20 protein-coding genes are annotated in these 21,650 nt (G+C 71.8%); 6 read left to right on the top strand and 14 right to left on the bottom strand.

Features of this window, described 5'->3' with window-relative positions; genetic code table 11:
• Positions 1-18 precede the first annotated feature (18 nt).
• On the top strand, positions 19-753 hold the full coding sequence (locus I847_RS0106230; protein ID WP_028049006.1) for an IclR family transcriptional regulator: 735 nt from the start codon (positions 19-21) through the stop codon (positions 751-753).
• A gap of 23 nt (positions 754-776) precedes the next feature.
• Here I847_RS0106230 and I847_RS25440 read toward each other — a convergent pair whose 3' ends face one another.
• The 7 genes from I847_RS25440 to I847_RS0106195 all read right to left on the bottom strand — a co-directional run bounded on the left by I847_RS25440 (position 777) and on the right by I847_RS0106195 (position 8,924).
• Positions 777-2,066, bottom strand: a complete 1,290-nt coding sequence (locus I847_RS25440; protein WP_051274529.1) for an Ig-like domain-containing protein — start codon at positions 2,064-2,066, stop codon at positions 777-779.
• Positions 2,063-2,704 (bottom strand): sigma factor-like helix-turn-helix DNA-binding protein, encoded by a 642-nt coding sequence (locus I847_RS0106220; RefSeq protein WP_155856037.1) that lies wholly within the window; start codon positions 2,702-2,704, stop codon positions 2,063-2,065. Before I847_RS0106220 ends, I847_RS25440 begins: the two co-directional genes overlap by 4 nt.
• Positions 2,705-2,929: 225 nt before the next feature.
• Entirely contained in the window at positions 2,930-3,751 is an 822-nt protein-coding gene (locus tag I847_RS0106215; protein ID WP_028049004.1) for a CoA ester lyase, read from the bottom strand.
• Positions 3,748-4,224, bottom strand: coding sequence for a MaoC family dehydratase (locus tag I847_RS0106210; RefSeq protein ID WP_028049003.1), 477 nt, complete (start codon positions 4,222-4,224; stop codon positions 3,748-3,750). Before I847_RS0106210 ends, I847_RS0106215 begins: the two co-directional genes overlap by 4 nt.
• On the bottom strand, positions 4,221-5,396 hold the full coding sequence (locus I847_RS0106205) for an acyl-CoA dehydrogenase family protein (protein ID WP_028049002.1): 1,176 nt from the start codon (positions 5,394-5,396) through the stop codon (positions 4,221-4,223). Before I847_RS0106205 ends, I847_RS0106210 begins: the two co-directional genes overlap by 4 nt.
• The gene (locus I847_RS0106200) at positions 5,374-7,320 is read right to left on the bottom strand and encodes a biotin carboxylase N-terminal domain-containing protein (RefSeq protein ID WP_051274566.1); all 1,947 of its coding nucleotides are present in this window, start codon (positions 7,318-7,320) and stop codon (positions 5,374-5,376) included. Before I847_RS0106200 ends, I847_RS0106205 begins: the two co-directional genes overlap by 23 nt.
• A 5-nt stretch (positions 7,321-7,325) precedes the next feature.
• On the bottom strand, positions 7,326-8,924 hold the full coding sequence (locus I847_RS0106195; protein ID WP_028049000.1) for a carboxyl transferase domain-containing protein: 1,599 nt from the start codon (positions 8,922-8,924) through the stop codon (positions 7,326-7,328).
• 103 nt (positions 8,925-9,027) lie between these two features.
• Here I847_RS0106195 and I847_RS0106190 point away from each other — a divergent pair, with 103 nt between their 5' ends.
• Positions 9,028-9,624 (top strand): TetR/AcrR family transcriptional regulator, encoded by a 597-nt coding sequence (locus I847_RS0106190; protein WP_034609302.1) that lies wholly within the window; start codon positions 9,028-9,030, stop codon positions 9,622-9,624.
• Here the strand turns inward: I847_RS0106190 and I847_RS25435 are convergent, their stop codons facing one another.
• The 6 genes from I847_RS25435 to pdhA all read right to left on the bottom strand — a co-directional run bounded on the left by I847_RS25435 (position 9,625) and on the right by pdhA (position 16,738).
• Complete coding sequence (locus I847_RS25435; protein ID WP_051274528.1) at positions 9,625-9,927, bottom strand: hypothetical protein; 303 nt, start codon at positions 9,925-9,927, stop codon at positions 9,625-9,627.
• Between the two features lie 995 nt (positions 9,928-10,922).
• Positions 10,923-11,312 carry an HNH endonuclease signature motif containing protein gene (locus I847_RS0106180; protein WP_028048998.1) on the bottom strand — a complete coding sequence of 130 codons (390 nt, stop codon included), beginning with the start codon at positions 11,310-11,312 and terminating at the stop codon, positions 10,923-10,925.
• A gap of 39 nt (positions 11,313-11,351) precedes the next feature.
• The gene (locus tag I847_RS0106175; protein ID WP_028048997.1) at positions 11,352-12,551 is read right to left on the bottom strand and encodes a DUF222 domain-containing protein; all 1,200 of its coding nucleotides are present in this window, start codon (positions 12,549-12,551) and stop codon (positions 11,352-11,354) included.
• A gap of 538 nt (positions 12,552-13,089) precedes the next feature.
• Complete coding sequence (locus I847_RS0106170; protein WP_028048996.1) at positions 13,090-14,622, bottom strand: dihydrolipoamide acetyltransferase family protein; 1,533 nt, start codon at positions 14,620-14,622, stop codon at positions 13,090-13,092.
• Positions 14,619-15,626, bottom strand: a complete 1,008-nt coding sequence (locus tag I847_RS0106165; RefSeq protein ID WP_028048995.1) for an alpha-ketoacid dehydrogenase subunit beta — start codon at positions 15,624-15,626, stop codon at positions 14,619-14,621. The genes I847_RS0106170 and I847_RS0106165 overlap by 4 nt, the downstream gene beginning before the upstream one ends.
• Entirely contained in the window at positions 15,626-16,738 is a 1,113-nt protein-coding gene (gene pdhA / locus I847_RS0106160; RefSeq protein WP_028048994.1) for a pyruvate dehydrogenase (acetyl-transferring) E1 component subunit alpha, read from the bottom strand. The genes I847_RS0106165 and pdhA overlap by 1 nt, the downstream gene beginning before the upstream one ends.
• Positions 16,739-16,882: 144 nt before the next feature.
• Here pdhA and I847_RS0106155 point away from each other — a divergent pair, with 144 nt between their 5' ends.
• From I847_RS0106155 to I847_RS0106145, 3 genes are read left to right on the top strand one after another with little or no spacing between them, the layout of a single operon-like run.
• Positions 16,883-17,647, top strand: coding sequence for a CoA transferase subunit A (locus tag I847_RS0106155; protein WP_028048993.1), 765 nt, complete (start codon positions 16,883-16,885; stop codon positions 17,645-17,647).
• Complete coding sequence (locus I847_RS0106150) at positions 17,644-18,306, top strand: 3-oxoacid CoA-transferase subunit B (protein ID WP_028048992.1); 663 nt, start codon at positions 17,644-17,646, stop codon at positions 18,304-18,306. Before I847_RS0106155 ends, I847_RS0106150 begins: the two co-directional genes overlap by 4 nt.
• The gene (locus I847_RS0106145; RefSeq protein WP_028048991.1) at positions 18,303-19,496 is read left to right on the top strand and encodes an acetyl-CoA C-acetyltransferase; all 1,194 of its coding nucleotides are present in this window, start codon (positions 18,303-18,305) and stop codon (positions 19,494-19,496) included. The genes I847_RS0106150 and I847_RS0106145 overlap by 4 nt, the downstream gene beginning before the upstream one ends.
• A 58-nt stretch (positions 19,497-19,554) precedes the next feature.
• Here I847_RS0106145 and I847_RS22250 read toward each other — a convergent pair whose 3' ends face one another.
• Positions 19,555-20,985, bottom strand: a complete 1,431-nt coding sequence (locus I847_RS22250) for a glycoside hydrolase family 18 protein (RefSeq protein WP_081680538.1) — start codon at positions 20,983-20,985, stop codon at positions 19,555-19,557.
• A gap of 153 nt (positions 20,986-21,138) precedes the next feature.
• Between I847_RS22250 and I847_RS0106135 the strand changes: the two genes are divergently transcribed.
• Entirely contained in the window at positions 21,139-21,648 is a 510-nt protein-coding gene (locus I847_RS0106135) for a hypothetical protein (RefSeq protein WP_028048990.1), read from the top strand.
• Positions 21,649-21,650 lie beyond the last annotated feature (2 nt).

Raw genomic sequence — 21,650 nt, 5'->3', positions numbered from 1 at the left:
TCCCAGACAGGAGGTTCCATGAGCTCGGTGCCCGCCGCTGACGCCACGCTCCGGCTGCTGCAGCACCTGTCCCACACCGGACCCCTGCCCGCCGCCTCGCTCGCCGCCGCGCTCGACCTCCCCCGGTCGACGACGTACCACCTGCTCACGGTCCTCACCGAGCACGGCTTCGTCGTGCACCTGCCCGAGGAGCGCCGCTTCGGGCTCGGGCTGGCGGCGTTCGAGCTCGGCTCCGCCTACTCGCGTCAGGCGCCCCTGGCCCGCGCGGCCCGGCCGGTCCTCGCACGGCTCGTGGACCAGGTCGGCGAGAGCGCCCACCTCGCCGTGCTGCACGGCCGGGACGTGCTCTACGTGGTCGAGGAGCGCGCCGCCGGACGGCCCGTGCTGGTCACCGACGTCGGCGTGCGACTGCCCGCGCACCTCACGGCGAGCGGGCGCGCGATCCTCGCCGACCTCCCGTCCGCGCAGGTTCGCGCGCTGTTCCCGGGGCGCGAGGCGTTCGTCGACCGCACCGGCGTCGGACCGCGGCGGCTCTCCGAGCTCCGCACGGTCCTCACCGAGGTGCGGCGGGCCGGCTGGGCGCAGGAGCACGGGGACGTGACCGTCGGCTTCGCGTCCGTCGCGGTCGCCGTGCGCGACCACACCGGACACCCCCTGGCCGGGCTCGCCGTGACGTTCGCCCAGGGGCAGGACGCCGCTGGGTTGGTCCGCGCGATCCGCGCGGCGGCCGCCGAGCTCGCCCGACGGGTGTAGCAGTCCTTACCAGTGGTCCGCAGCTAGCAGGACACGATCGTGATCGTCGCCCAGTCGCTGAAGTCTTTGCTCGTCGCGGCGATGGTCACCGTCTGAAGGTCCTTGCTGTCCACGTGGACCAGACCGTCGGCGTCGACCGTGGCAGTCGACGGGTCGTCGGACTTCCAGCTGACGGAGTCGAGCGGCACTGGAGCCCGGCTGTCGGCTCCGACCCCTCGAGCCGACAGCTGCACGTCACTCTCGCCCTGGCACACGTCGGTGTGCTCCGGGTCCACGGCGATCCCCACCAGAGCAGCGGGGCGTACGACCACTGTGACGGTCGACGTGCCGGTCTTGTCCTGCCAGGTCGCCGAGACAGTCGTCGACCCGTCGTCGACCGCCTTCGCGAGCCCTGCTTCGGGGCGGCTGATGACCGAGGTCTCGCCGGTCTCCCAGGTGGCTTCGGCGGTGACGTCCTTGGTCGTGTCGTCGGAGAAGCGTGCGGTAGCCGTGAACCTGACGGCGTCGCCGGGGGCCGCCGCGACCTCCGACGGATCGACCGAGACCGATTCGAGGACCACCCTCTTCTTCAGTGCCGGGACGACCGTGAGCTCCGTGGACGCCTGGTGGCCCTGGTAGTCGAGGTTCACGGTGGCTCGGCCCCGAGCCAGGCCGCGCGCCTGACCGGTAGCGTCGACGCTGACGACCTCCTCGCGGCTGCTGGACCAGGCGAGATCCCCCGTGAGAGGCGCGGTCGTGTCGTCCGAGTACGTGCCGGTGGCCGTGAGCGCGACGGTCTCGCCGACGGCCAGCTCCGTGTCGTGGGGCGCGATCGCGACCGAGACGAGCGTGACCGTGACCGTGACCGGGCCGACGACGACCTCCGCATGGGCCGTCCGGCCGTCGTAGTTCGCCGTGATCGTGGCGGCTCCGACGCTGACCCCCACGGCACGTCCGGGCTCGTCGATGCGCACCTTGGCCGGGTCGCTCGACTCCCACAACGCGTCGTCCGTGACGGTCCTGGTCGTGCCGTCGGAGAACGTCGCGACCCCTGCCAGCTGGACGCTGTCGCCCGGGTGGAGGGTCGTCCTGGCGGGGCTCACCACGACCGCGGTCGTGGCCGGCCGTTCGTCGACACCGCGCGCGGCCGTCCCGATACCCACGGACAGGACGAACGCGAGGACCGTTCCCACGATTGCCGCGACGTCGACCCGGCGGACCCGGCGCCGGACCGCGCGCGAACCGTCCGTCAACGCGCGTTCGAACCTCGACGGGTTCCGCGCGGCATCGGCGCGCGCCTGCGCGCGCAGGAGCTCGCGGGTCTCCGGCGTCATGGCGCACCCCGAGCCGTGATCCTGAGACCCCCGGCGCGGAGCGCCTCGCGCACGTCCTCCACCGGGCGTCCCGTCACCTGCGCGATCAGGCCCGAGGGCAGGCCGGCGAACTCATGGAGGACCACGGCCGCACGTTCGTCAGGCGGAAGCTCGGCGAGGGGCGACCGCGCGACGTCGACTGTCGGCGCGGCACCTGTCACCCACCGCTCGTGCGAGCCGACGAGGTGCACGAGGGCGCACAGGACGTAGATCCGCAGGGCGTCGTCGGCCGGACCGCGCCACGCCACAGCGGCCTGCGACCACGCCGCCTCGAGCAGCTTCGCAGCGGTGGCAGGGTCGTCGCACAGCAGCTGCGCACACAGCTCGAGGTCGCCGCGCTGCTGCTCGAAGGCGTCCCGCAGGTCGGTCTCGCGGGCGTGCACCGCCGCCGTGACCTTGAGGCCCACCGGCAGGCCGAACTCGATCTCGTTGATCGTCGGCAGGAGCAGGGCGAGGAGGAACAGCGCCGCACCGAAGACCAGGAACCCGACGCCGACGGCGTCACTGATGACCAGGCCGACCGTGATCGAGGCGAGAGCCGCCAGACCGAACACGATCCGGCGCGCGGAGAGAGCGTCCCGCCACGATCGGGCCGGCACCTCGCACACGCTTCACCCCTCCACTCCTGGCAGCCGGTGATACCACGATGACCCGCAAATGCGGGGGCTGATACGTCGCCGCCCTCACGATCTCACTGAACAGGGGGCGAGCTCGGATCGGCCTGGGACGAAGGTGGTCACGGATGTCCGTGGCGTAGACCCGCGAGCCGTCCGCGCGTAGTGCTGCGCCTACACGTTCCGAGCGGAGCGCGTGGGCGACATCGATCAGGCTCGGCCGACGACCCCGGCCCGCGCCAGCACGTGCTCCGCGTGCTTGAGGATCGGACCGTCGACGAGCTTCCCGTCCCACCGGAACGCGCCGTGCTGTCCCGCCGCGGCCTCCAGAACCTCCCTCGCCCACCGCACCTCGTCGTCGGACGGCCGATAGGCCTGCCGGACCACCGGCACCTGCGCCGGGTGGATGCAGGCCGTCGCGGCGAACCCGCTCGCGGCCGCGTCGGTCGCCTCGGTCGCGAGCCCGTCGAGGTCGCCGATGTCCAGGTGAATCGCGTCGATCGCGGCCTTGCCGCACGCGCCGGCGGCCAGGAGCACCGCCGACCGCGCGTGCGACGCCACGGACCGGTACGCGCCGGACGGGCTGCGGCTCGACGTGCCGCCGAGGGACGCGACCAGGTCCTCGGCACCCCACATCAGCGCGACGACGTTCGGCCTGGCGGCGATGGACGCGGCGTTGACCACGCCGGCCGCCGTCTCGACCAGCGCGACCACGTCGTAGCGGGCGAGCGGCAGGAGGTCCGACGCGGTCGCGGTCTTGGCCAGCATGACCGTCCGGTACGGGGTCCGCGTCAACGCATGGAGGTCCTCGTGCAGGTCGTCGGTGTCCGCGGGGTTGAGCCGGACGATCGTGCGGGCGGGATCCAGCGCGACCTCGGCGAGGCTCAGCCGGGCCGCCGGCTTGGCGTCGGCGGACACCGCGTCCTCGAGGTCGAGGATCACGGCGTCGGCCCGGGTCGCGGCCTTCTCGTAGCGGTCCGGTCGGTCGGCGGGGCAGAAGAGCAGTGCCGGACCCATCACGAAGCCGGTCATCGGGCGGCACCTCGGCACCAGAACAGGACCGTCCGCACGGCGGTCGCGACGACGACGTCGTCCTGGTTGCGTCCGGTGTGCTCGAGGGTCACCACGCCCTGTCCCGGCCGCGACGCCGAGAGTCGCTTGTCCAGCACCACCGTCGAGGAGTAGAGCGTGTCGCCGTGGAACAGCGGGTGCGGGAACCGCACGTCGGTGAACCCGAGGTTGGCGACGATCGTGCCCTGCGTGAGCTGGTCGACCGAGCTGCCGACCAGGACGGCCAACGTCATCATCGAGTTCACCAGCCGCTGCCCGAAGGGCTGGTCCGCGGACCAGGCTGCGTCGAGGTGCAGCGCCTGGCCGTTCATGGTCAACGTGCTGAACAGGACGTTGTCCGCCTCCGTCAGGGTGCGTCCCGGCCGGTGCAGGTACCGGGTGTCCAGCTCGAGCTCCTCGTAGTACAGCCCGCGCTGCCGCACCTCCCGCGTCATCGAGGAGCTCCGGCGAACCCCAGCTCGCGCGCGATCACCATGAGCTGGATCTGCGTCGTCCCCTCGCCGATCTCCAGGATCTTCGAGTCGCGGTAGTGCCGGGCCACCGGGTTCTCGTTCAGCACGCCGTTCCCACCGAAGATCTGCGTCGCGTCGCGGGCGTTGTCCATCGCGGCCTCGCTGCCGATCATCTTGGCCAGGCTGGCCTCGAGCTTGAACGACTGCCCGGCGACCAGCCGGTTCGCGGCGTCGAACCACGCTAGGCGAGCGGAGTGCACGCGGGCCTCCATCCGCGCGATCGTGAACGCGATGTGCTGGTTCTCACCGAGGGGGTGCCCGAACACGTTCCGGGTCCTGGCGTAGCGCATCGCCTCGTCGAGACAGCCCTGCGCGGCGCCGGTGCACAGGGCGGCGAACGCGACGCGGCCCTCGTCGAGGGTCTGGATGAACGACGCGAAGCCGCGCCCGCGCTCCCCCAGCAGGTTGTCCGACGGGACCCGGACGTCCTCGAACCGCAGCGGATGCGTGTCCGAGGTGTGCCAGCCGACCTTGTCGTAGGCCGGCAGGACGGTCAGGCCGGGCGTGCCGCTGGGGACCAGGATCGCGGTGAGCTCCTTCTTCACGGACCCGTCGGCACGCACGCTCTGACCGGTGACGGCCGTGATGGTCACCAGCCGCGTGATCTTGGTACCGGAGTTGGTGATGAACTGCTTGGTGCCGTTGATGACCCACTCGTCGCCGTCCAGGACGGCCGTGGTCCTCGTCCCGGCCGCGTCCGAGCCGGCGTCGGCCTCCGTCAGCCCGAAGGCCGCGAGCGCGGTGCCCCGCGCGAGCATCGGCAGCCACTCCCGCTTCTGCGCCTCGGTCCCGTTCCGGAACACGGGCATCGCTCCGAGGCCCACACCGGCCTCGAGCGTGACCGCGATGGACTGGTCGACGCGCGCCAGCTGCTCGACCGCCAGGCAGAGGTCGACGTAGTCCCGGCCCTGGCCGCCGTACTCCGTCGGGAAGGGCAGGCCGAAGAGCCCCAGCTCGCCCATCTGGCCGATGATCTCGTAGGGCAGCTCCCGCAGCGTGTCGTACTTGTAGGCCGCGGGGGCGACGACGGTGTCGGCGAACTCGCGTACCTCGTCGCTCAGTCGCTGCTGCTCAGGGGTCAGTCCGTAGCTCATTCCGGGTCCCTTCGTGGGGGGTTCCAGTGACGGTGGCGACCACTCGGTCGAGGGTCACCTGCTCGGCCGGTCGGACCGAGAGCGTGACGACGCCGTCGCACGGCGCGGTGATCCGGTGCTCCATCTTCATGGCCTCGATCGTGAGCAGGACCTGGCCCGCGACCACGTCGTCGCCCGTGGTCACGTCGATCGAGACCACGGTCCCGGGCATCGGGGAACGGACCTGCGGGTCGGCCGTCCTGGTGCCGCGCGTCCGCATCGCCAGGGCGTCGGCCAGCTGCTCCAGGCGGCTCCTGATGCGGAGCTCGAACGCCGACCCGGCCTCAGCCACCCAGGTGACGCGTCCGTCCGACGCCAGGCGCAGGCGGTGCACGACGCCGTCGAGCTCGACGCCGTCCGGTCGCACGTCGACCACCACGGGCGGTTCGTCCCCCACGGTGACCGTCGTCCCGAGCACGCCGACCTCGACGCCGCCGACGTCGTACCGGACCGGGCGCGGGTCGCCGAGGCGCCAGCCGTCGGAGCGCCAGGCGCCGTGGCCCGCCTCGTGGCGCGACAGCGCGGCGGCGGCGTAGGCCGCACTCGAGGGGGTCCGCGGGGTCAGCCGTGGGATCAGGCGCCCGAGCAGCCCCGTGTCGAGCCGACCGTCGAGCACGTCGTCGTCGGCCAGGACGTGGCGCACGAACTCGACGTTGGTCCGGACGCCGAGCACGGTCGTCCGGGACAGCGCGCCGTCCAGCCGGGCGATCGCCTCGCCGCGGGTCGGCGCCCACGCGATCACCTTGGCCAGCATCGGGTCGTACGCGGAACCGATCACGAGCCCGGGGACGAGAGCGCTGTCGACGCGGATGCCCTCGCCGGTGGGCTCGTCGAGCAGGAGAACCGTCCCGGCGGACGGCAGGAAGTCGCGCGCGGGGTCCTCGGCGTAGACGCGGGCCTCGACCGCGTGCCCCGTCAGGACCACGTCCTCCTGCGCGATCGTCAGGCGCTCGCCGGCGGCTATCCGCAGCTGCCACTCGACCAGGTCGAGCCCGGTGACCAGCTCGGTGACGGCGTGCTCCACCTGCAGCCGCGTGTTCATCTCCATGAAGAAGAACTCCGTCGGCGCCTCGTCGGACACGAGGAACTCGACGGTCCCCGCGCCGACGTAGCCGACGCTGCGCGCGACGTCGCACGCAGCGTTGCCGATGCGGGCTCTCGTCGACGCGTCGAGCAGCGGCGACGGCGCCTCCTCGACGACCTTCTGGTGCCGCCGCTGCACGGAGCACTCGCGCTCGCCGAGGTGGACGACGTGCTCGCCGTCGTCGGCCAGCAGCTGGACCTCGATGTGCCGCGGTGCCCGCACCAGGCGCTCCAGCAGGAGCGTGTCGTCCCCGAAGGCCGCCGCGGCGACCCGGCGGGCACCGGCGAGCGCGTCGGCAAGGTGGGCGGACGTCTCGACCACCTCCATGCCCTTGCCGCCCCCGCCGGCCGACGGCTTGACCAGCAGCGGGTACCCGACCCGGTCGGCCGCGTCCTCGTCGGCGACACCGGTCAGCGCCACCCCGGGGATCACCGGCACGCCCGCGGCCGCGACGTGCTCCTTCGCGCGGATCTTGTCGCCCATGACCTCCAGCGCCTTGACCCCAGGTCCGACGAACACCAGACCGGCCGCCTCGCAGGCCCGCGCGAGGTCCGCGTTCTCCGAGAGGAAGCCGTAGCCGGGGTGGATCGCCTGCGCGCCGGTGGCGGTCGCCGCGCCCACCACCGCGTCGATGGAGAGATAGCTGTCGACCCGCACCGCGTCGTCGGCGAGCCCGACGTGCTTGGCGAGGCGGTCGGCCTCCGAGTACACCGCGACGGCGCGGATCCCGAGCCGGTGCAGGGTCGCGATCACCCGGCAGGCGATCTCTCCGCGGTTGGCCACGAGCACGGTCCGGAACATGGTGCTCACATCCGGAACAGGCCGAGACGCGGCTCGCCGAGGGGCACGCGCGCGCAGACGTCGAGGGCCATGCCGAGGATCCGGCGGGTGTCGGCGGGGTCGATGATCCCGTCGTCCCACAGCCGCGCCGTCGCGTAGTACGGGCTGCCCTGCGTCTCGTACTGCTCGCGCAGCGGCGCCTTGAAGGCCTCCTCGTCGGCGGCGGACCAGGAGTCGCCGAGCTGGTCGCGGCGGATCGTGGCCAGCACGGAGGCCGCCTGGGGTCCGCCCATCACGGAGATCCGGCTCGCGGGCCACATCCACAGGAACCGCGGGCCGTAGGCGCGCCCGCACATGGAGTAGTTGCCCGCGCCGAACGAGCCGCCGATCACCACGGTCAGCTTGGGCACGCGCGTCGTCGCGACCGCCGTGACCATCTTGGCGCCGTGCTTCGCGATGCCGCCCGCCTCGTAGTCCCGGCCGACCATGAAGCCGTTGACGTTCTGCAGGAACACCAGCGGGATGCCGCGCTGGTCGCACAGCTCGACGAAGTGGGCCCCCTTGAGCGCGGACTCGCTGAACAGCACCCCGTTGTTCGCGACGATGCCCACGGGGTGCCCGTGCAGGCGCGCGAACCCGGTCACCAGCGTGGTCCCGTACTCGCGCTTGAACTCGTGCAGCTCGCTCCCGTCGACCAGCCGAGCGATGACCTCGTGCACGTCGTAGGGTGTCTGGAGGTCCGTCGGGACCACGCCGTAGAGCCCGGCCTCGTCGACCTTCGGGGGCCTCGTCGGTTGCACGTCCCACGCGGCGCTCCGGGGCACCGGCAGCGTCGCGACGATGTCCCGGACGATCTGCAGCGCGTGCCCGTCATCCTCCGCCAGGTGGTCCGTGACCCCGGACCTGTGCGCGTGCAGGTCGCCACCGCCGAGGTCCTCGGCGGTCACCACCTCGCCGGTCGCCGCCTTCACCAGCGGCGGTCCGCCCAGGAAGATCGTCCCCTGGTCGCGCACGATCACGGTCTCGTCGCTCATCGCCGGCACGTACGCGCCGCCGGCCGTGCAGGAGCCCATCACGCAGGCGATCTGCGCGATGCCGTCGGCGGACATCCGCGCCTGGTGGAAGAAGATGCGACCGAAGTGGTCGCGGTCCGGGAACACCTCGTCCTGCTTGGGCAGGTACGCGCCGCCGGAGTCCACGAGGTAGACGCACGGCAGCCGGTTCTCGAGGGCGATCTCCTGCGCCCGAAGGTGCTTCTTCACGGTCAGCGGGTAGTAGGTGCCGCCCTTCACCGTCGCGTCGTTGGACAGCACCATGACGTGCCGGCCGTGCACGAGGCCGATCCCCGCGATGACGCCCGCTCCCGGTGCCTCGCCGTCGTAGAGCCCGTCGGCGGCCAGCGGTGCGATCTCCAGGAACGGGCTGCCGTCGTCGAGCAGCACGTCGATCCGCTCGCGCGGCAGCAGCTTGCCGCGCGCCACGTGCCGCTCCCGGGACCGTTCCGGTCCGCCCAGCGCCGCGGTGCGGAGCCGGTCGTGCAGCTCCCCGACGAGAGCGCGTTGGGCCGCGTCGTTCGCCTGGTACGCAGCGGTCGTGGGGTCGGCCGCGGTCGTGAGCATCTCCATCGACGCCGTCTCCAATGGGTGGCTGGAGAGCGAATCTCAGTTAGGGATCGCTAACTGAAATGAGGCTACAGTGCTCCCATCGCGATGTCCACGAAGGAGCACGATGGCCGAGACGCTGGAGACGGGGCCCACCGCCCGCGGTCGCGCGAAGGCCGAGCGCCGCACCGCCCTCCTGACGTCCGCCGCGCACCTGTTCGCGACCCGCGGCTTCGACGGCGTCTCCCTGGAGGACCTCGGCGCGTCGGTCGGGATCAGCGGACCCGCGGTGTACCGCCACTTCGCCAGCAAGCAGGCCGTGCTGGCCGCCCTGCTCGTCGGGGTCAGCGAGGGCCTGCTGGTCGGTGGCCGCTCGGTGGCGCAGGACGCCGAGGACGACTCCGCCGCACTGCGGGCCCTGGTCCGCTTCCACATCGACTTCGCCCTTCGCGAGCCCGACGTCATCCGCGTGCAGGACCGAGACCTGGCCGCGCTCTCCACCCAGGACCGCGAGTCCGTCCGCGACCTGCAGCGTCGCTACGTCGACCTGTGGGTGGACGTGCTCCACCGGCTGAGCCCGTCGACCGACCGCGCCGAGCTCCGCCTGCGCGCGCAGGCCACGTTCGGACTGCTCAACTCGACGCCGCACAGCGCGCGCTCGGTGAGCATGTCGCGTACGCGGGCACTCCTGCAGGAGATGGCGCTGGCCGCGCTGGGCAGTTAGTCACGACTCTCTCGTGACCGCGAGTGGCTCCCAGCGCCCTCGGATGACCCCGTCGTCGTCGGGGTTCACGGCCTCGATGAGCGGCGCGAACCCGTCGATGTAGCTCGTCCGCCACCAGACGGCCGATGCGGCATCGAGGTCTCGACGGATACGCGGTAGGTCCTCTCCGGACAGCGTGTCGCCGTGGAGGCGACCGTCCGTCGACTGCCAGACGATCGTGCCGTCGATGTCGTCCGGATCGTCTACGCCCAGGCGGGACAGCGCGGTGTCCTTGCTCGCCGTCAGATCCGGCCAGACCCACACTCGGCAGCGCGGACGCAGTTCGGGCCGCGCTCCTCCTGGGACCACACGGTGCCATCGGGTCCACGCGGCGCGCTCCTCGAGGAGCGCGCCGCCGTGGGTCCGGACCAGCTCATCGACGCGCGCCCAGAAGGCGTCGTCGACTGGCGCGTGCACTGAGCGCCACGCCTCGAGCTCCGCCTCGTCCGGTGCGTAGGGCGAGGCATGCCCATACTCCTCCGGGAAGAGTCCCGCCTCGGTTGTCGCCGCTGCGGCCTCGGGGCACGGGCTGACGTGGAGATGAACATGTAGACGTCCCAGCCGACGTGAACGGCCATGCGCCCCTCGGCTTCCAGCCGGCACCAGACCGACTTCGGGGCCTCGCGCAGCATGCCTCGAACGATCTCCCGCGCTGCGGGGATGTCGACGGTCGCGCCGTCGTACAGACCTGTCAGATGCGCACCGAAGATCTGGGTGAGGGTGTCCTCCGTGCCATACGGGGTGCCCTCGGGACTCTCGGCGCTGGGGTCTCGCACGCTCAGATGGGTCACTCCGAGTTCGCGAGCGAAGTTCTCTACGGCGTCCAGGTAGGCGGCCTCGAGGGTGCCCCGGTCACTGATGTTGTCGACCTCGCCGGTGTACGAGCCTGCCGAGTCGCGGTCCCGCGGGTCGTACTGCGTGATCCGGTACGTGTGAGGAAGGGGCACAGTCAGCGGCAATCTGTGAGGTCGAGCGACTCTGGAGCCGTCGCCGTGACGGCATTGCGGGTACCCGCCCGTCCATCATCCGCCGCCGGCGTCGATCCCGTATCGCGGGTCCGGGCGACGCGGACCGCTGGACGCGCCTCGGGTCCCCCCGCAGCGAGCCGCTGAAGTCGATCGAAGCGCTGGGCACCAGGATCGGGCCCCTGGTCCGCGGCGCGCTCGGCACCAACTAGGCCGCCTCAAGTGGCACGGCACGAGCTCTTCGGTCGCCGCTCACCCGCAACCTTTCCTCACCCCCGCTCGCCGCCCACCGGCTCACCCGATCGGGCCCGCGAGCTCACGGCCTCGGCGGTCGACGAAGCGCCACGCCCCGCTTGGGCCCCGGCGGACCTCGATCCCGCGGTCGTGGATCAGACCGTGGTGGTACCAGCAGATCAGGACTCCGGTGTGGACGTTCGTCTGGCCCTGGTCGCGGAGCCAGTGGTCGATGTGGTGCACTTCGCCCATGGCCGGCGGCGCGGAACAGCCCGGGAACCGGCACTGCAGGTCCCTCGCGACGATCGCCCGCCGCTTCGCACCCGTGTAGGTGCGTTCCGCACGCCCGACGTTGAGCACGACGGAGTCCGCGCCGAACACGACTCGCGTGATCTGGCTGTCGCACGCCAACCGGGCGAGCACCGAGTCGGGGATCGGACCTGTGCCCACAAGCTCGGCGACACCGAACCGCTCGACATCTGTAGCCGCTCAGGGCGGGCTCGACCCACCACTCGGCTCAACGACGGAAGACCGCTCCCCGTCGCTCACCCATCTCGGCGGGCTCGACCCACCACTCGGCTCAACGACGGAAGACCGCTCCACGTCGCTCACCAGTCCCGGCGGACTCGCCCCGCTCGGCTCAACGACAGAAGACCGCTCCACGTCGCTCACCAGTCGCGGCGGACTCGCCCCACCGCTCGGCTCGACGACGGCGGACCCCCCGACGTCTGTGGTCGATCTCGAGGCGCCGCGCGTATCGGGCACGGCCGACCCGACCTCACGTGCGCCTGCCGACCGAAGGACGGGCTGCGACATCGCGCGGTCAGGCACGGCGCCACCCAGCGCCCGGTTCAAGCTCGCCAGGTCGGTTACCACGGTGACCTGAGGGCGGTGGTCGCCGGTGGCTCCGGACAGGTCCCGGTCGAGGACCGTGCGCACGACGTTGTTCAGGGCAGTCGCGCGTCGGCGTCCGGCGGGCTGACCGGCCTGGTCGGCGGAGCGGCCGGACATCGCCTCGAGCGCGACGGTCAGGGCGTGGCCGTGCTCGCTGGTGAGGAACCCGGTCAGGTGCCAGCCGTCCGTGGTGTTCGCCAGATCGAGGAACTCGCGCTCGGTCGCTTCCCGGTAGCCACGCTCGTCGGCCTCCGGGTCAGCGTGGCTGGCCCAACGCCGGGCGAGGACCCGCAGCTGGCCGACGGAAAGCGCCCGCGCATGCTCGACCAGGAACTGCTCGCCGCAGTCCTGAGCTGACGCTTTGAGCGCCACCTTCCGCGCGGGGGTGCTGGCCACCGTCGCCAGGACGTGCGCCGCTTCGACGCTCACCGCACCGGCGACGACCTCGAGCGCGGTTGTCGGCAGATCGTCGCGAAGCGCCCTGCCCAGCCCGACCAGTCGCGCCGCCTGCCCGTGCGACACGCGACCGTGGGCCGCGACCCACGAGGTGATCGAGCGCGCGCCCTCGAGCGACCACCACCCGTCGGCCTCCACGACCGGGATTGCCCGGGCAGCGACGGCCGAGAGCCGACCCGCGAGGGCCAGCGCACCCGTCACTACCGACGCCACCTCCGCCCCCTCGACCCGCGGCGCGGCACCCGGGTCCGCAAGCGCCGCCACCCGGTCGACGGCTTCGGCCAACGCACGCAGAGCATCCGCGACGGGGCTCAGCGGCGACTGATCCACGATTGCCATACGCCCTTTCTCCTTGCTCCGCGCGGCCATTCTTCGGTGATTTCCGTTGACCACCAGTATTCACCCGACCACTGACACGCACTCTGGCTGGGGCGAGAATCGAGGAACCGTGGCGCAGGTCGATGAACTGCACAGACGGCGGGCAGCACCACGCAGGCGAACATTGGTGCCAGCGAATTCGCCGAGCCGTCCACAGCCCCAGGGAATGCGCGAGCAGGCAACCCAGAAACACGTTCGACCCGTCCAGGACATCACAGCCCCGAGCCTCCCGCAGTTCCCAAAGGGTTTCTGTCTGCTCATTCCAGGCGACCACATGCCGATGCTCAAGCCTTCAGACGACGCGGGCCTGCTCGTTCACGGCATCGGGCGGTTCCCGCCATGCTCGGACCACGAGGTTGGCTGCCGGCGTGACGTCCTGAGCGACCTGGACGGCCCCGATGGACTCCCGGCCGGGGACGGGTCAGGCTGCTCGACCAGCAACGCGAAAGCTGAACCACCGGCTTGTCGTCCGAAGCCTGTGCTCGTGAGGTGTGTGAGGTCACACCATCCTGAGGACGCTGCCGGGGCGCGCGAGGATCGCGCCGACGTCCGTGAGGAAGTGGGCCGCCTCGGCGCCGTCGACGAGGCGGTGGTCGAAGGACACGCTCAGCGTCATGACGTGCCGGAGCGCGATGGCGTCCTGGAACTCCCAGGGGCGTCGACGGACCGCGCCCATCGCCAGAATCGCGGCCTGACCGGGCACGAGGATGGGCGTCCCGGTGTCGACGCCGAGCACGCCGATGTTGGTGATCGTGATGGTCCCCCCGGCCAGGTCGGCCGGTGTCGTCGTGCCCGCCCGGGCGGCCTCGGTGAGGGCCCCGATCGCGTCGGCCAGCTCGGCGAGCCGCAGTCGGTCGGCGTCCTTGACGTTCGGCACGAGCAGCCCACGCCGGGTGTCCGCGGCGATGCCGAGGTTCACGTACCCGTACTGGACGATCTCCCCCACGGCCTCGTCCCAGCGCGCGTTGAGCGACGGGTTGAGCCCGATGGCGATCGTCACTGCCTTGGCGGCCAGCGTCAGGATCGAGATCCGATGTCCCGCGAGCGCGGGGTCGCCCCGGAGCTGCTCGAGCAGCTCGAGCGTCGGCGTGACGTCGACCGTCAGCGACGTCGACGCGTGCGGGGCGGTGAACGCGCTCGCGACCATCGCCGCCGCCGTCGCCCTCCGGACGCCTGCGACGGGGACCCGGACCTCGCGCGCCGCTCCTCCTGCCGACTGGCCGGCGCCGGATCCGTGAGCCTTCGTCGGCAGAGCCGCCGGCGGGCGCGCGGCCTGTCCCCGAGAGGTCGTCGCACCGCCTGTCGGCTGGTCCGAGTTCTCCGCCGGGTCGAGCTCGCTCGCGGCGGTCGACGACGGGGCCCTCCCGCCGGTCGTCGTCGCCCGAGCCCGCGAACGGGCGACCGCCGCGGACAGGCCAGGACGCTGGACCACCGGCGTGGACCCGGTGCCCGACACCACGTGCAGGACGTCCTCGCGCGTGATCATGCCGTCGTGGCCCGTGCCCTCCACCTTGTTCAGGTCGACTCCGAGATCGTGCGCGAGCTTACGCACCGGAGGGAGCACCTTCGGACCGATGCGACGAGCCGCGAGCGCCACGGCCGTGACGTCGTCGCCGACCGCGTGCGCGGCCACCCACTCCGGCGACCGCGAGCGCCGCCGAGGCCGCGCCGAGCTCTCGGCCAGCGGCCCGTACCCGACGAGGACGGAGGTCCGGGCGGGCGCCGCCTCGGTCGCGGTCTCCGAGAGCTCGGTGGGTGGGTCTGGCGTCTGGGTGGTCGCGACGACACTCGGCTCGTCGACCGTGACTCTCATGAGCGGAGCGCCGACCTGGACGGTCGCGCCCGGCTCGACGAGGAGCTCGGCCACCACCCCGGTGTACGGCGACGGCAGCTGGACCAAGGCCTTCGCGGTCTCCACCTCGGCGACGACCTGGTTGAGCTCGACGGTGTCGCCGACCGCGACGGTCCACTCGACCAGGTCCGACTCGGTCAGGCCCTCACCGAGGTCGGGCAGCGTGATCGTCTGGATCATGACGCCCTCCAGCCGCTCAGCGAGTTCGCTCTGCCCATCACGCGGTCGACGGCGTCGAGCAGCCGGTCGAGGTCGGGCAGGAAGTGGTCCTCGACCTTGGCCGCGGGGTACGGGGTGTCGAACCCGGTGACGCGCACGGGGGCGGACCTGAGCGCGTCGAAGCAGCTCTCGGTGATGCTCGCCGCGACCTCCGCAGCGAGGCCGCCGTTGCGCTGTGCCTCATGCGTGACCACCAGTCGGCCGGTCTTGCGCACCGACACCTCGAGCGTGTCGAGGTCGAGCGGCGCCAGCGAGCGCAGGTCGACGACCTCGACGGACAGCCCGTCGTCCGCCGCGGCGAGCGCCGCGTCCCGCGCGGTCACGACGAGCGGGCCGTAGGCCGCCACCGTGACGTCGGTCCCCTCGACGACGACCCGCGCGCGGTCGAGCGGCAGGGCGCCGTCGAGGTCGTCGGAGACCTCGCCCTTGACCCAGTACCGGCGCTTCGGCTCGAAGAAGACGACCGGGTCCTCGCTGGCGATCGCCTGGCGGATCATCGTGTGCGCGTCCTGCGGGTTGGCGCAGGTCACCACGCGCAGGCCGGGCGTGTGGGCGAAGTAGGCCTCCGGCGACTCGGAGTGGTGCTCGACCGCGCCGATGCCGCCGCCGTACGGGATGCGCACGGTGATCGGCATCCGGACCGTGCCGCCGGTCCGGTAGTGCGTGCGGGCCACCTGGGTGACCAGCTGGTCGACGGCCGGGTACACGAACCCGTCGAACTGGATCTCCACGACCGGGCGGTACCCGCGGTACGCGAGGCCGACAGCGACGCCCATGATCCCGGCCTCGGCCAGCGGGGTGTCCATGACGCGGTCGGCGCCGAAGTCGCGCTGCAGCCCGTCGGTCACCCGGAACACTCCCCCGAGCCGGCCGATGTCCTCGCCGAGCAGCACCACGGTCGGGTCGTCGTCGAGCGCGTGCCGCAGGCCGTCGTTGAGGGCCCCGGCCATCGTCATCATGGTCATCAGGCCTCCCCGAACATCGCCAGGTAGGCGGCGTACTGGCTCCGCTGCCGTTCCAGGGGTGCGGTCGGTTCGACGAACACGTGGTCGAAGACGCTCAGCGGCGCCGGCTCGGGCAGGCCGAGGCAGGCCTCGCGCATCGCCGTCGCGAACGCGTCCGCCGCCTGCCTGATGTCGTTGCGGCGCTCGTCGGAAGGCCGCAGGAGGCGTTCCAGCCGGGTGATCGGGTCCTTCGCAGCCCACTGCTCCCTGTCCGACGGGTCGACGTAGCGGGTCGGGTCGTCGGACGTCGTGTGCGGGCCCATCCGGTAGGTGACCGCCTCGATCAGGGTGGGGCCGTCCCCTCGTCGCGCTCGGTCGAGGGCGGCGCGCGTCGCGGCCAGGACCGCGAGGACGTCGTTGCCGTCGACCCGGACGCCGGGGATGCCGTACCCGGCCGCCCGATCCGCGATCGGGCGCTGGGTCTGCAGGCCCACGGGTTCGGAGATCGCCCACTGGTTGTTCTGGCAGAAGAAGACGACCGGCGCCTGGAAGCTCGCGGCGAAGACCATCGCCTCGTGCACGTCTCCCTTGCTGGTCGCACCGTCCCCGAAGTACGCGACGACGGCGGAGTCCACGCCGTCCTTGAGGCAGCCGAGCGCGTACCCGGTGGCGTGCAGCGTCTGGGCACCGACCATCACCTGCGGCGTCGCCATGCCGATGGTCCGCGGGTCCCATCCGGCAAGGGCGTTCCCGCGCCAGACGCGCATCAGGTCCCGGGGCTGCGCTCCGCGGCAGTACGCGACGCCGTTCTCGCGATAGCTGGTGAAGACGAAGTCGTCGTCACGCAGGGCGCGTGCCGAGCCGACCTGCGCGGCCTCCTGGCCGAGCAGAGGCGGCCACAGGCCGAGCTGACCCTGACGCTGGAGGGCGATCGCCTCGGTGTCGAAGCGACGCACGACGACCATGTCCTCATAGAGGCCGGTCAGCTGCTCGTCGTCGACGTCGGCGACCACCGGGTCGTACACGGGGTCTTCGCGACGGATACCGTCGGGCGTCACGAGCTGGAGGAGATCGTCGGTTCGAGGCCGTGCCGCCGGCCGGGCACGACTGGGGGACACATCTGCACGCAACATGTTTCGCTCCGTTTTTATGGCGGAGCCGTCGCTCTTGTGAAGCTGGGCCCCATTGCCTGATGCCCTGCCAATGTAAGTCCGCGGCTCCCCGAGCGCGACCCTCGACGCGTCGGCGCAGAATGACCTCATCGACAGGAGGCAGCGATGGACAAGGTCGTCCGATCCGCCGTCGAGGCGGTAGCCGACATCCCCGACGGGGCGACCCTCGCGGTCGGAGGATTCGGCTTGTGCGGTATCCCGAGCGTGCTGATCCACGCTCTGCTCGACTCCGGCGTCCAGGACCTGGAGGTCGTCAGCAACAACTGCGGCGTGGACGACTGGGGGCTGGGTCTGCTCCTGCAGGAGCACCGGGTGCGACGCGTCGTCGCGTCGTACGTGGGCGAGAACAAGGAGTTCGCGCGGCAGTACCTGTCCGGGGAGCTCGAGGTGGAGCTGACCCCGCAGGGCACGCTGGCGGAGCGCCTTCGTGCAGGTGGCAGCGGGATCGCCGCCTTCTACACGCGGACGGGTGTCGGGACGCTGGTCGCCGAGGGTGGCCTGCCGTGGCGCTACGACGCCGACGGTTCGGTGCTCGTCTCGTCGCCTCCCAAGCCCGTCTCGACCTTCACCGTGCGCGGCGTGGAGCACGCGTTCGTGCTCGAGGAGGCGATCACCGCCGACTACGCGCTGGTGCGGGCCGCTGCCGGCGACCGGCTGGGGAACCTGGTCTTCCACGCGTCCGCCCGCAACTTCAACCCGCTCTGCGCCGCGGCCGGCGCCGTGACGATCGCGGAGGTCGAGTCGTTGGTGCCGGTCGGGGCGCTGGATCCCGACGCGATCCACCTGCCGGGCATCTTCGTCGATCGGGTGGTCGAGCTTTCACCCTCCGAGGCCGCCGACAAGCGGATCGAGCGGAGGACCGTCTCATGAGCCTGACGCGGGAGCAGATGGCGGCTCGCGCCGCCCTGGAGCTGGTCGACGGCGCCTACGTGAACCTGGGGATCGGGCTGCCGACGCTCGTGCCCGGCTTCGTCCCGCCCGGCATCGAGGTGGTGCTGCAGTCGGAGAACGGCGTGCTCGGGGTGGGGCCGTACCCGTCGGACGACCGCGTCGACGCCGACCTCATCAACGCCGGCAAGGAGACGATCACGCTCGCACCCGGCGCCTCCTACGTCGACTCGGCCCTCTCGTTCGCGATGATCCGGGGCGGCAAGGTCGACGTCGCGATCCTCGGGGCGATGCAGGTCTCCGCGGCCGGGGACATCGCGAACTGGATGATCCCCGGGAAGATGGTCAAGGGCATGGGCGGCGCGATGGACCTGGTCCACGGGGCGCGACGCATCGTGGTGCTGATGGAGCACCTGGCACGCGACGGGTCGGCCAAGATCCTCGCCGAGTGCACGCTGCCGCTGACCGGGGTCGGGGTGGTCGATCGGGTCATCACCGATCTCGCGGTGCTGGACGTCACGGCCGAGGGACTCGTGCTGCGCGAGTGCGCGCCGGGGGTGTCCGTGGCCGAGGTCGTGGCCGCTACGCCCCAGGTGACCCTGGTGGTCGCCTCCGACGTCAGGGAGATGGTGCTGTCATGAGTCTCGGTCGCGAGGTGGTGATCCTGTCGTTCGCCCGCACGCCGATGGCGCGTCTGAACGGCTCCCTGTCCTCCCTGTCGGCCGCGACCCTGGGCGCCGCCGCCATCGGCGGCGCACTCTCCCGAGCGGGCGTCGACGCCGCGGACGTCGACCAGGTCCTCATGGGACAGGTGGTCCAGGCCGGCGCCGGCCAGAACCCGGCCCGGCAGGCGGCGGTCCTGGCGGGCATCCCGTGGACCGTGCCGTCGACGACGATCAACAAGGTCTGCCTCAGCGGGCTCACCGCGATCATCGACGCCGCCCGGATGATCCGGCTCGACGAGGCCTCGGTGGTGGTCGCCGGCGGCCAGGAGTCGATGAGCCAGGCGCCGCACCTCCTGCCAGGCTCGCGGCGCGGGTGGACCTACGGGGACATCCAGGCCGTCGACTCGCTGGCCTTCGACGGGCTCACCGACGCGTTCGACCGCGAGTCGATGGGGTCGTCGACCGAACGCGGCAACAAGGCCCTGTCGATCTCACGCGAGGCTCAGGACCTGGTCGCCGTGGAGAGCCACCGGCGCGCTGCCGCAGCCGTGCAGTCCGGGGTGTTCGCCGAGGAGATCGTGCCGGTCGAGGTCCCACAGCGACGAGGGTCGCCGGTGGTCGTGTCCCTGGACGAGGGGATCCGGCCCGAGAGCTCCCTGGAGTCGTTGGCGACGCTGCGCCCGGCCTTCTCCGCCGACGGCACCATCACCGCGGGCAACGCCTCCCCCTTGACCGACGGGGCTGCAGCCGTCGTGGTGGCGGCACGCGACGTCGCCGAGGCGCGTGGCCTGACGTGGCTCGCGTCCGTCGGCGCGTCCGGGCAGGTGGCCGGCCCGGACAACTCCCTGCACTCGCAGCCGTCGGCGGCGATCTCTGCGGCGCTGTCCCGCGGGGGCTGGGACCTGGCGACCCTCGACCTGGTCGAGATCAACGAGGCCTTCGGGTCCGTCGTCGCCCAGTCGCTCCTCGACCTCGGTTACCCGCTCGCGCAGACGAACGTGCACGGCGGCGCGATCGCCCTCGGCCATCCGATCGGTGCCTCGGGCGCGCGGCTGGCCGGCACCGCGGCGACGGAGCTGTTCCGCCGGCGCCACGGACGAGCGGCCGTCGCGCTCTGCGGCGGTGGCGGGCAGGGCGAGGCGCTGCTCCTCTGGCGGGCCGCCTGACCAGCGCGGCGGGCGTCCCTCCCTCCACCCAGGACGCCCGCACAGCGCGGACCTCTGGCTACCCCAGCAGGGGCGTCAGGGCGCCGATCAGCGTGTGGCTGTTCGAGTCCTGGCTGATCTCCCACGCCATCGCTCCGCGCAGGTGCAAGGCCTTGATGAGCTTGGTCCGCTCCCCGATGGAGCGGGGGCTGGAGTAGGCGATCATCGTCGGGACCGTGGCGGGACCGGTGGTCAGCCCCGGGTGGGCCGCCGCCGGGTTGAACAGGTACGGCTCTCCGGCCAGCCGGTTCCAGTAGGCCGTGTACCCGGCGCCGCCGGTCACGCCTGCGGCATCCACGTACCCGCCCTCGTCGACCAGCGCGTGGTAGCTCGGCTGCGGCGTCACGTCGACGGTCAGCACGTCGGAGTCCGTACCGGCGTTGTCGAACGCCTGGTAGAGGCCGTGGTTCGCCGTCCCGGTGCGCAGGTACTGCTGGCCGTAGAACGGCACGCCCACGACGATCTTGTTCGCCGGCACGCCGTGGAGCAGGTAGTAGGCGACGGTGCCGGCCGTGTTCCAGGTCAGGTTCGCGGCGTTCGGATCCCTCGGGTCCGGGGTGAACAGGGTGTTGGGCGACGCCTTCGGCCCGCTGGGAACGTTGAAGTCGTACGTCATCACGTTGTCCCAGTCGAGGTACCTCGAGAACTCCTTGAGCTCGTAGTACGTCGTCGAGCTGGTGGCCGCCGGGAGCGCCGCGGTGAGCAGGTAGTGCTTGCCGGTGCCGACGCCGTACGCGTCGAGCTGCCTGCGGAACTCGGCGGCCAGCAACGTCGCGTTGTGCCGATCCGCCGGGCTGACGTCGACGTTCCCGCCGGCCACCTGCGTGGGGTACTCCCAGTCGAGGTCGATGCCGTCGAACAGGCCGGCCGCGGCCCCCGGCCCGCCCGCGCCCGCGGGCCAGCCGCCGCCCGGCAGGTTGCCCTTGATGAACGTGTCGATGCAGGAGGCGACGAACGACTGCCGCAGCTGCGGGGTCGCCGCGAGCGAGGAGAACCACGTCGACTTGGTCCAGCCGCCGAGGGAGATCTCGACCTTGAGGTTCGGGTGGGCGGCCTTGAGCTTGCGCAGCTGGTTGAAGTTGCCGAACAGGTGCTGGTCCAGGTCGTCCGGGTTGTCCGCGACCCCGTCCACCGTGTTCTCGCCCGTCCAGTAGACCTGCTGGTAGTCGGCCCACGGGTCGAGGACCTTGCAGCTCGCCGCGCCGGTGGTCGGGTCGAGGTCCGGGACGCCGAAGGCGTACTGGATGACGTTGAGCTTCGTCGCCGGGATGTCCTTGACGAAGTAGCCGCGGCTGTAGACGTCCCAGTCGGCGAAGTACGCCGACACCACCGTGCCCGGGACGTCCGGCGCCGTGGGCGGGGAGGCCTGCGCGGGCAGCGGCGCAAGGAGTGCCATGCTCGCGCCCAGGGCGACGGCCGCGGACACGGACAACCGGCGGGAACGACGCATGAGGCTCTCCAGAGACTGTGAAGTCGGACCGTAGATTTGTAAGTAACCCTATCAAATGGCAGTACCCCTACCCTATGACCCGATGTCCGATCCGCGTCAAGAGTGCGGATCTGTCGGGCACGAAGCCCGCCCGCATCCCAGGAGAATCGCGCCATGACGCCGACCGCCCGACGCTGTCCCGATCCAGACTGCCCGCAGCACGACATCGACACCGGTGCCCCCTTCTGCTCGGACTGCGGCACCCGTACCGAGCTGCCCTCCGCGGCCGCACGCGCGCAGGACCCCCGGTTCCTGCCCGCGGACGTCATGGCCGGTCTGTCGCCGACCGATGCCCCGAGCCCGTACGGCACGTCCGGTGTTCCCAGCCCGTACGGCACGTCAGGTGTTCCCGGCCCGTACGGCACGTCAGGTGTTCCCGGCCCGTACGGCACGTCCGCGAGCGGCGCGTCCGCACCTGTAGGGGCGCCGCCCAGCACCGCGGTGACCATCCTCGTCACCCTGCTGTTCGGCCTCTACGGCCTGATCCCTGCGGCGATCACCAGCACGAACGAGGCCGTCGCGGGCCGCCCCACCAACCGGTACTGGGCCGCGTTCGGCTGGACGCTCGGGGCCACGATCGCGTTCTGGTCCTTGCTGGCGATCCTGGTCGTCGCGGCGCGCTGACC

The sequence above is a fragment of the Cellulomonas sp. URHD0024 genome (assembly GCF_000426185.1).
GTDB lineage: Bacteria > Actinomycetota > Actinomycetes > Actinomycetales > Cellulomonadaceae > Cellulomonas.
This window is presented reverse-complemented; position numbering and strand designations above follow the sequence as displayed.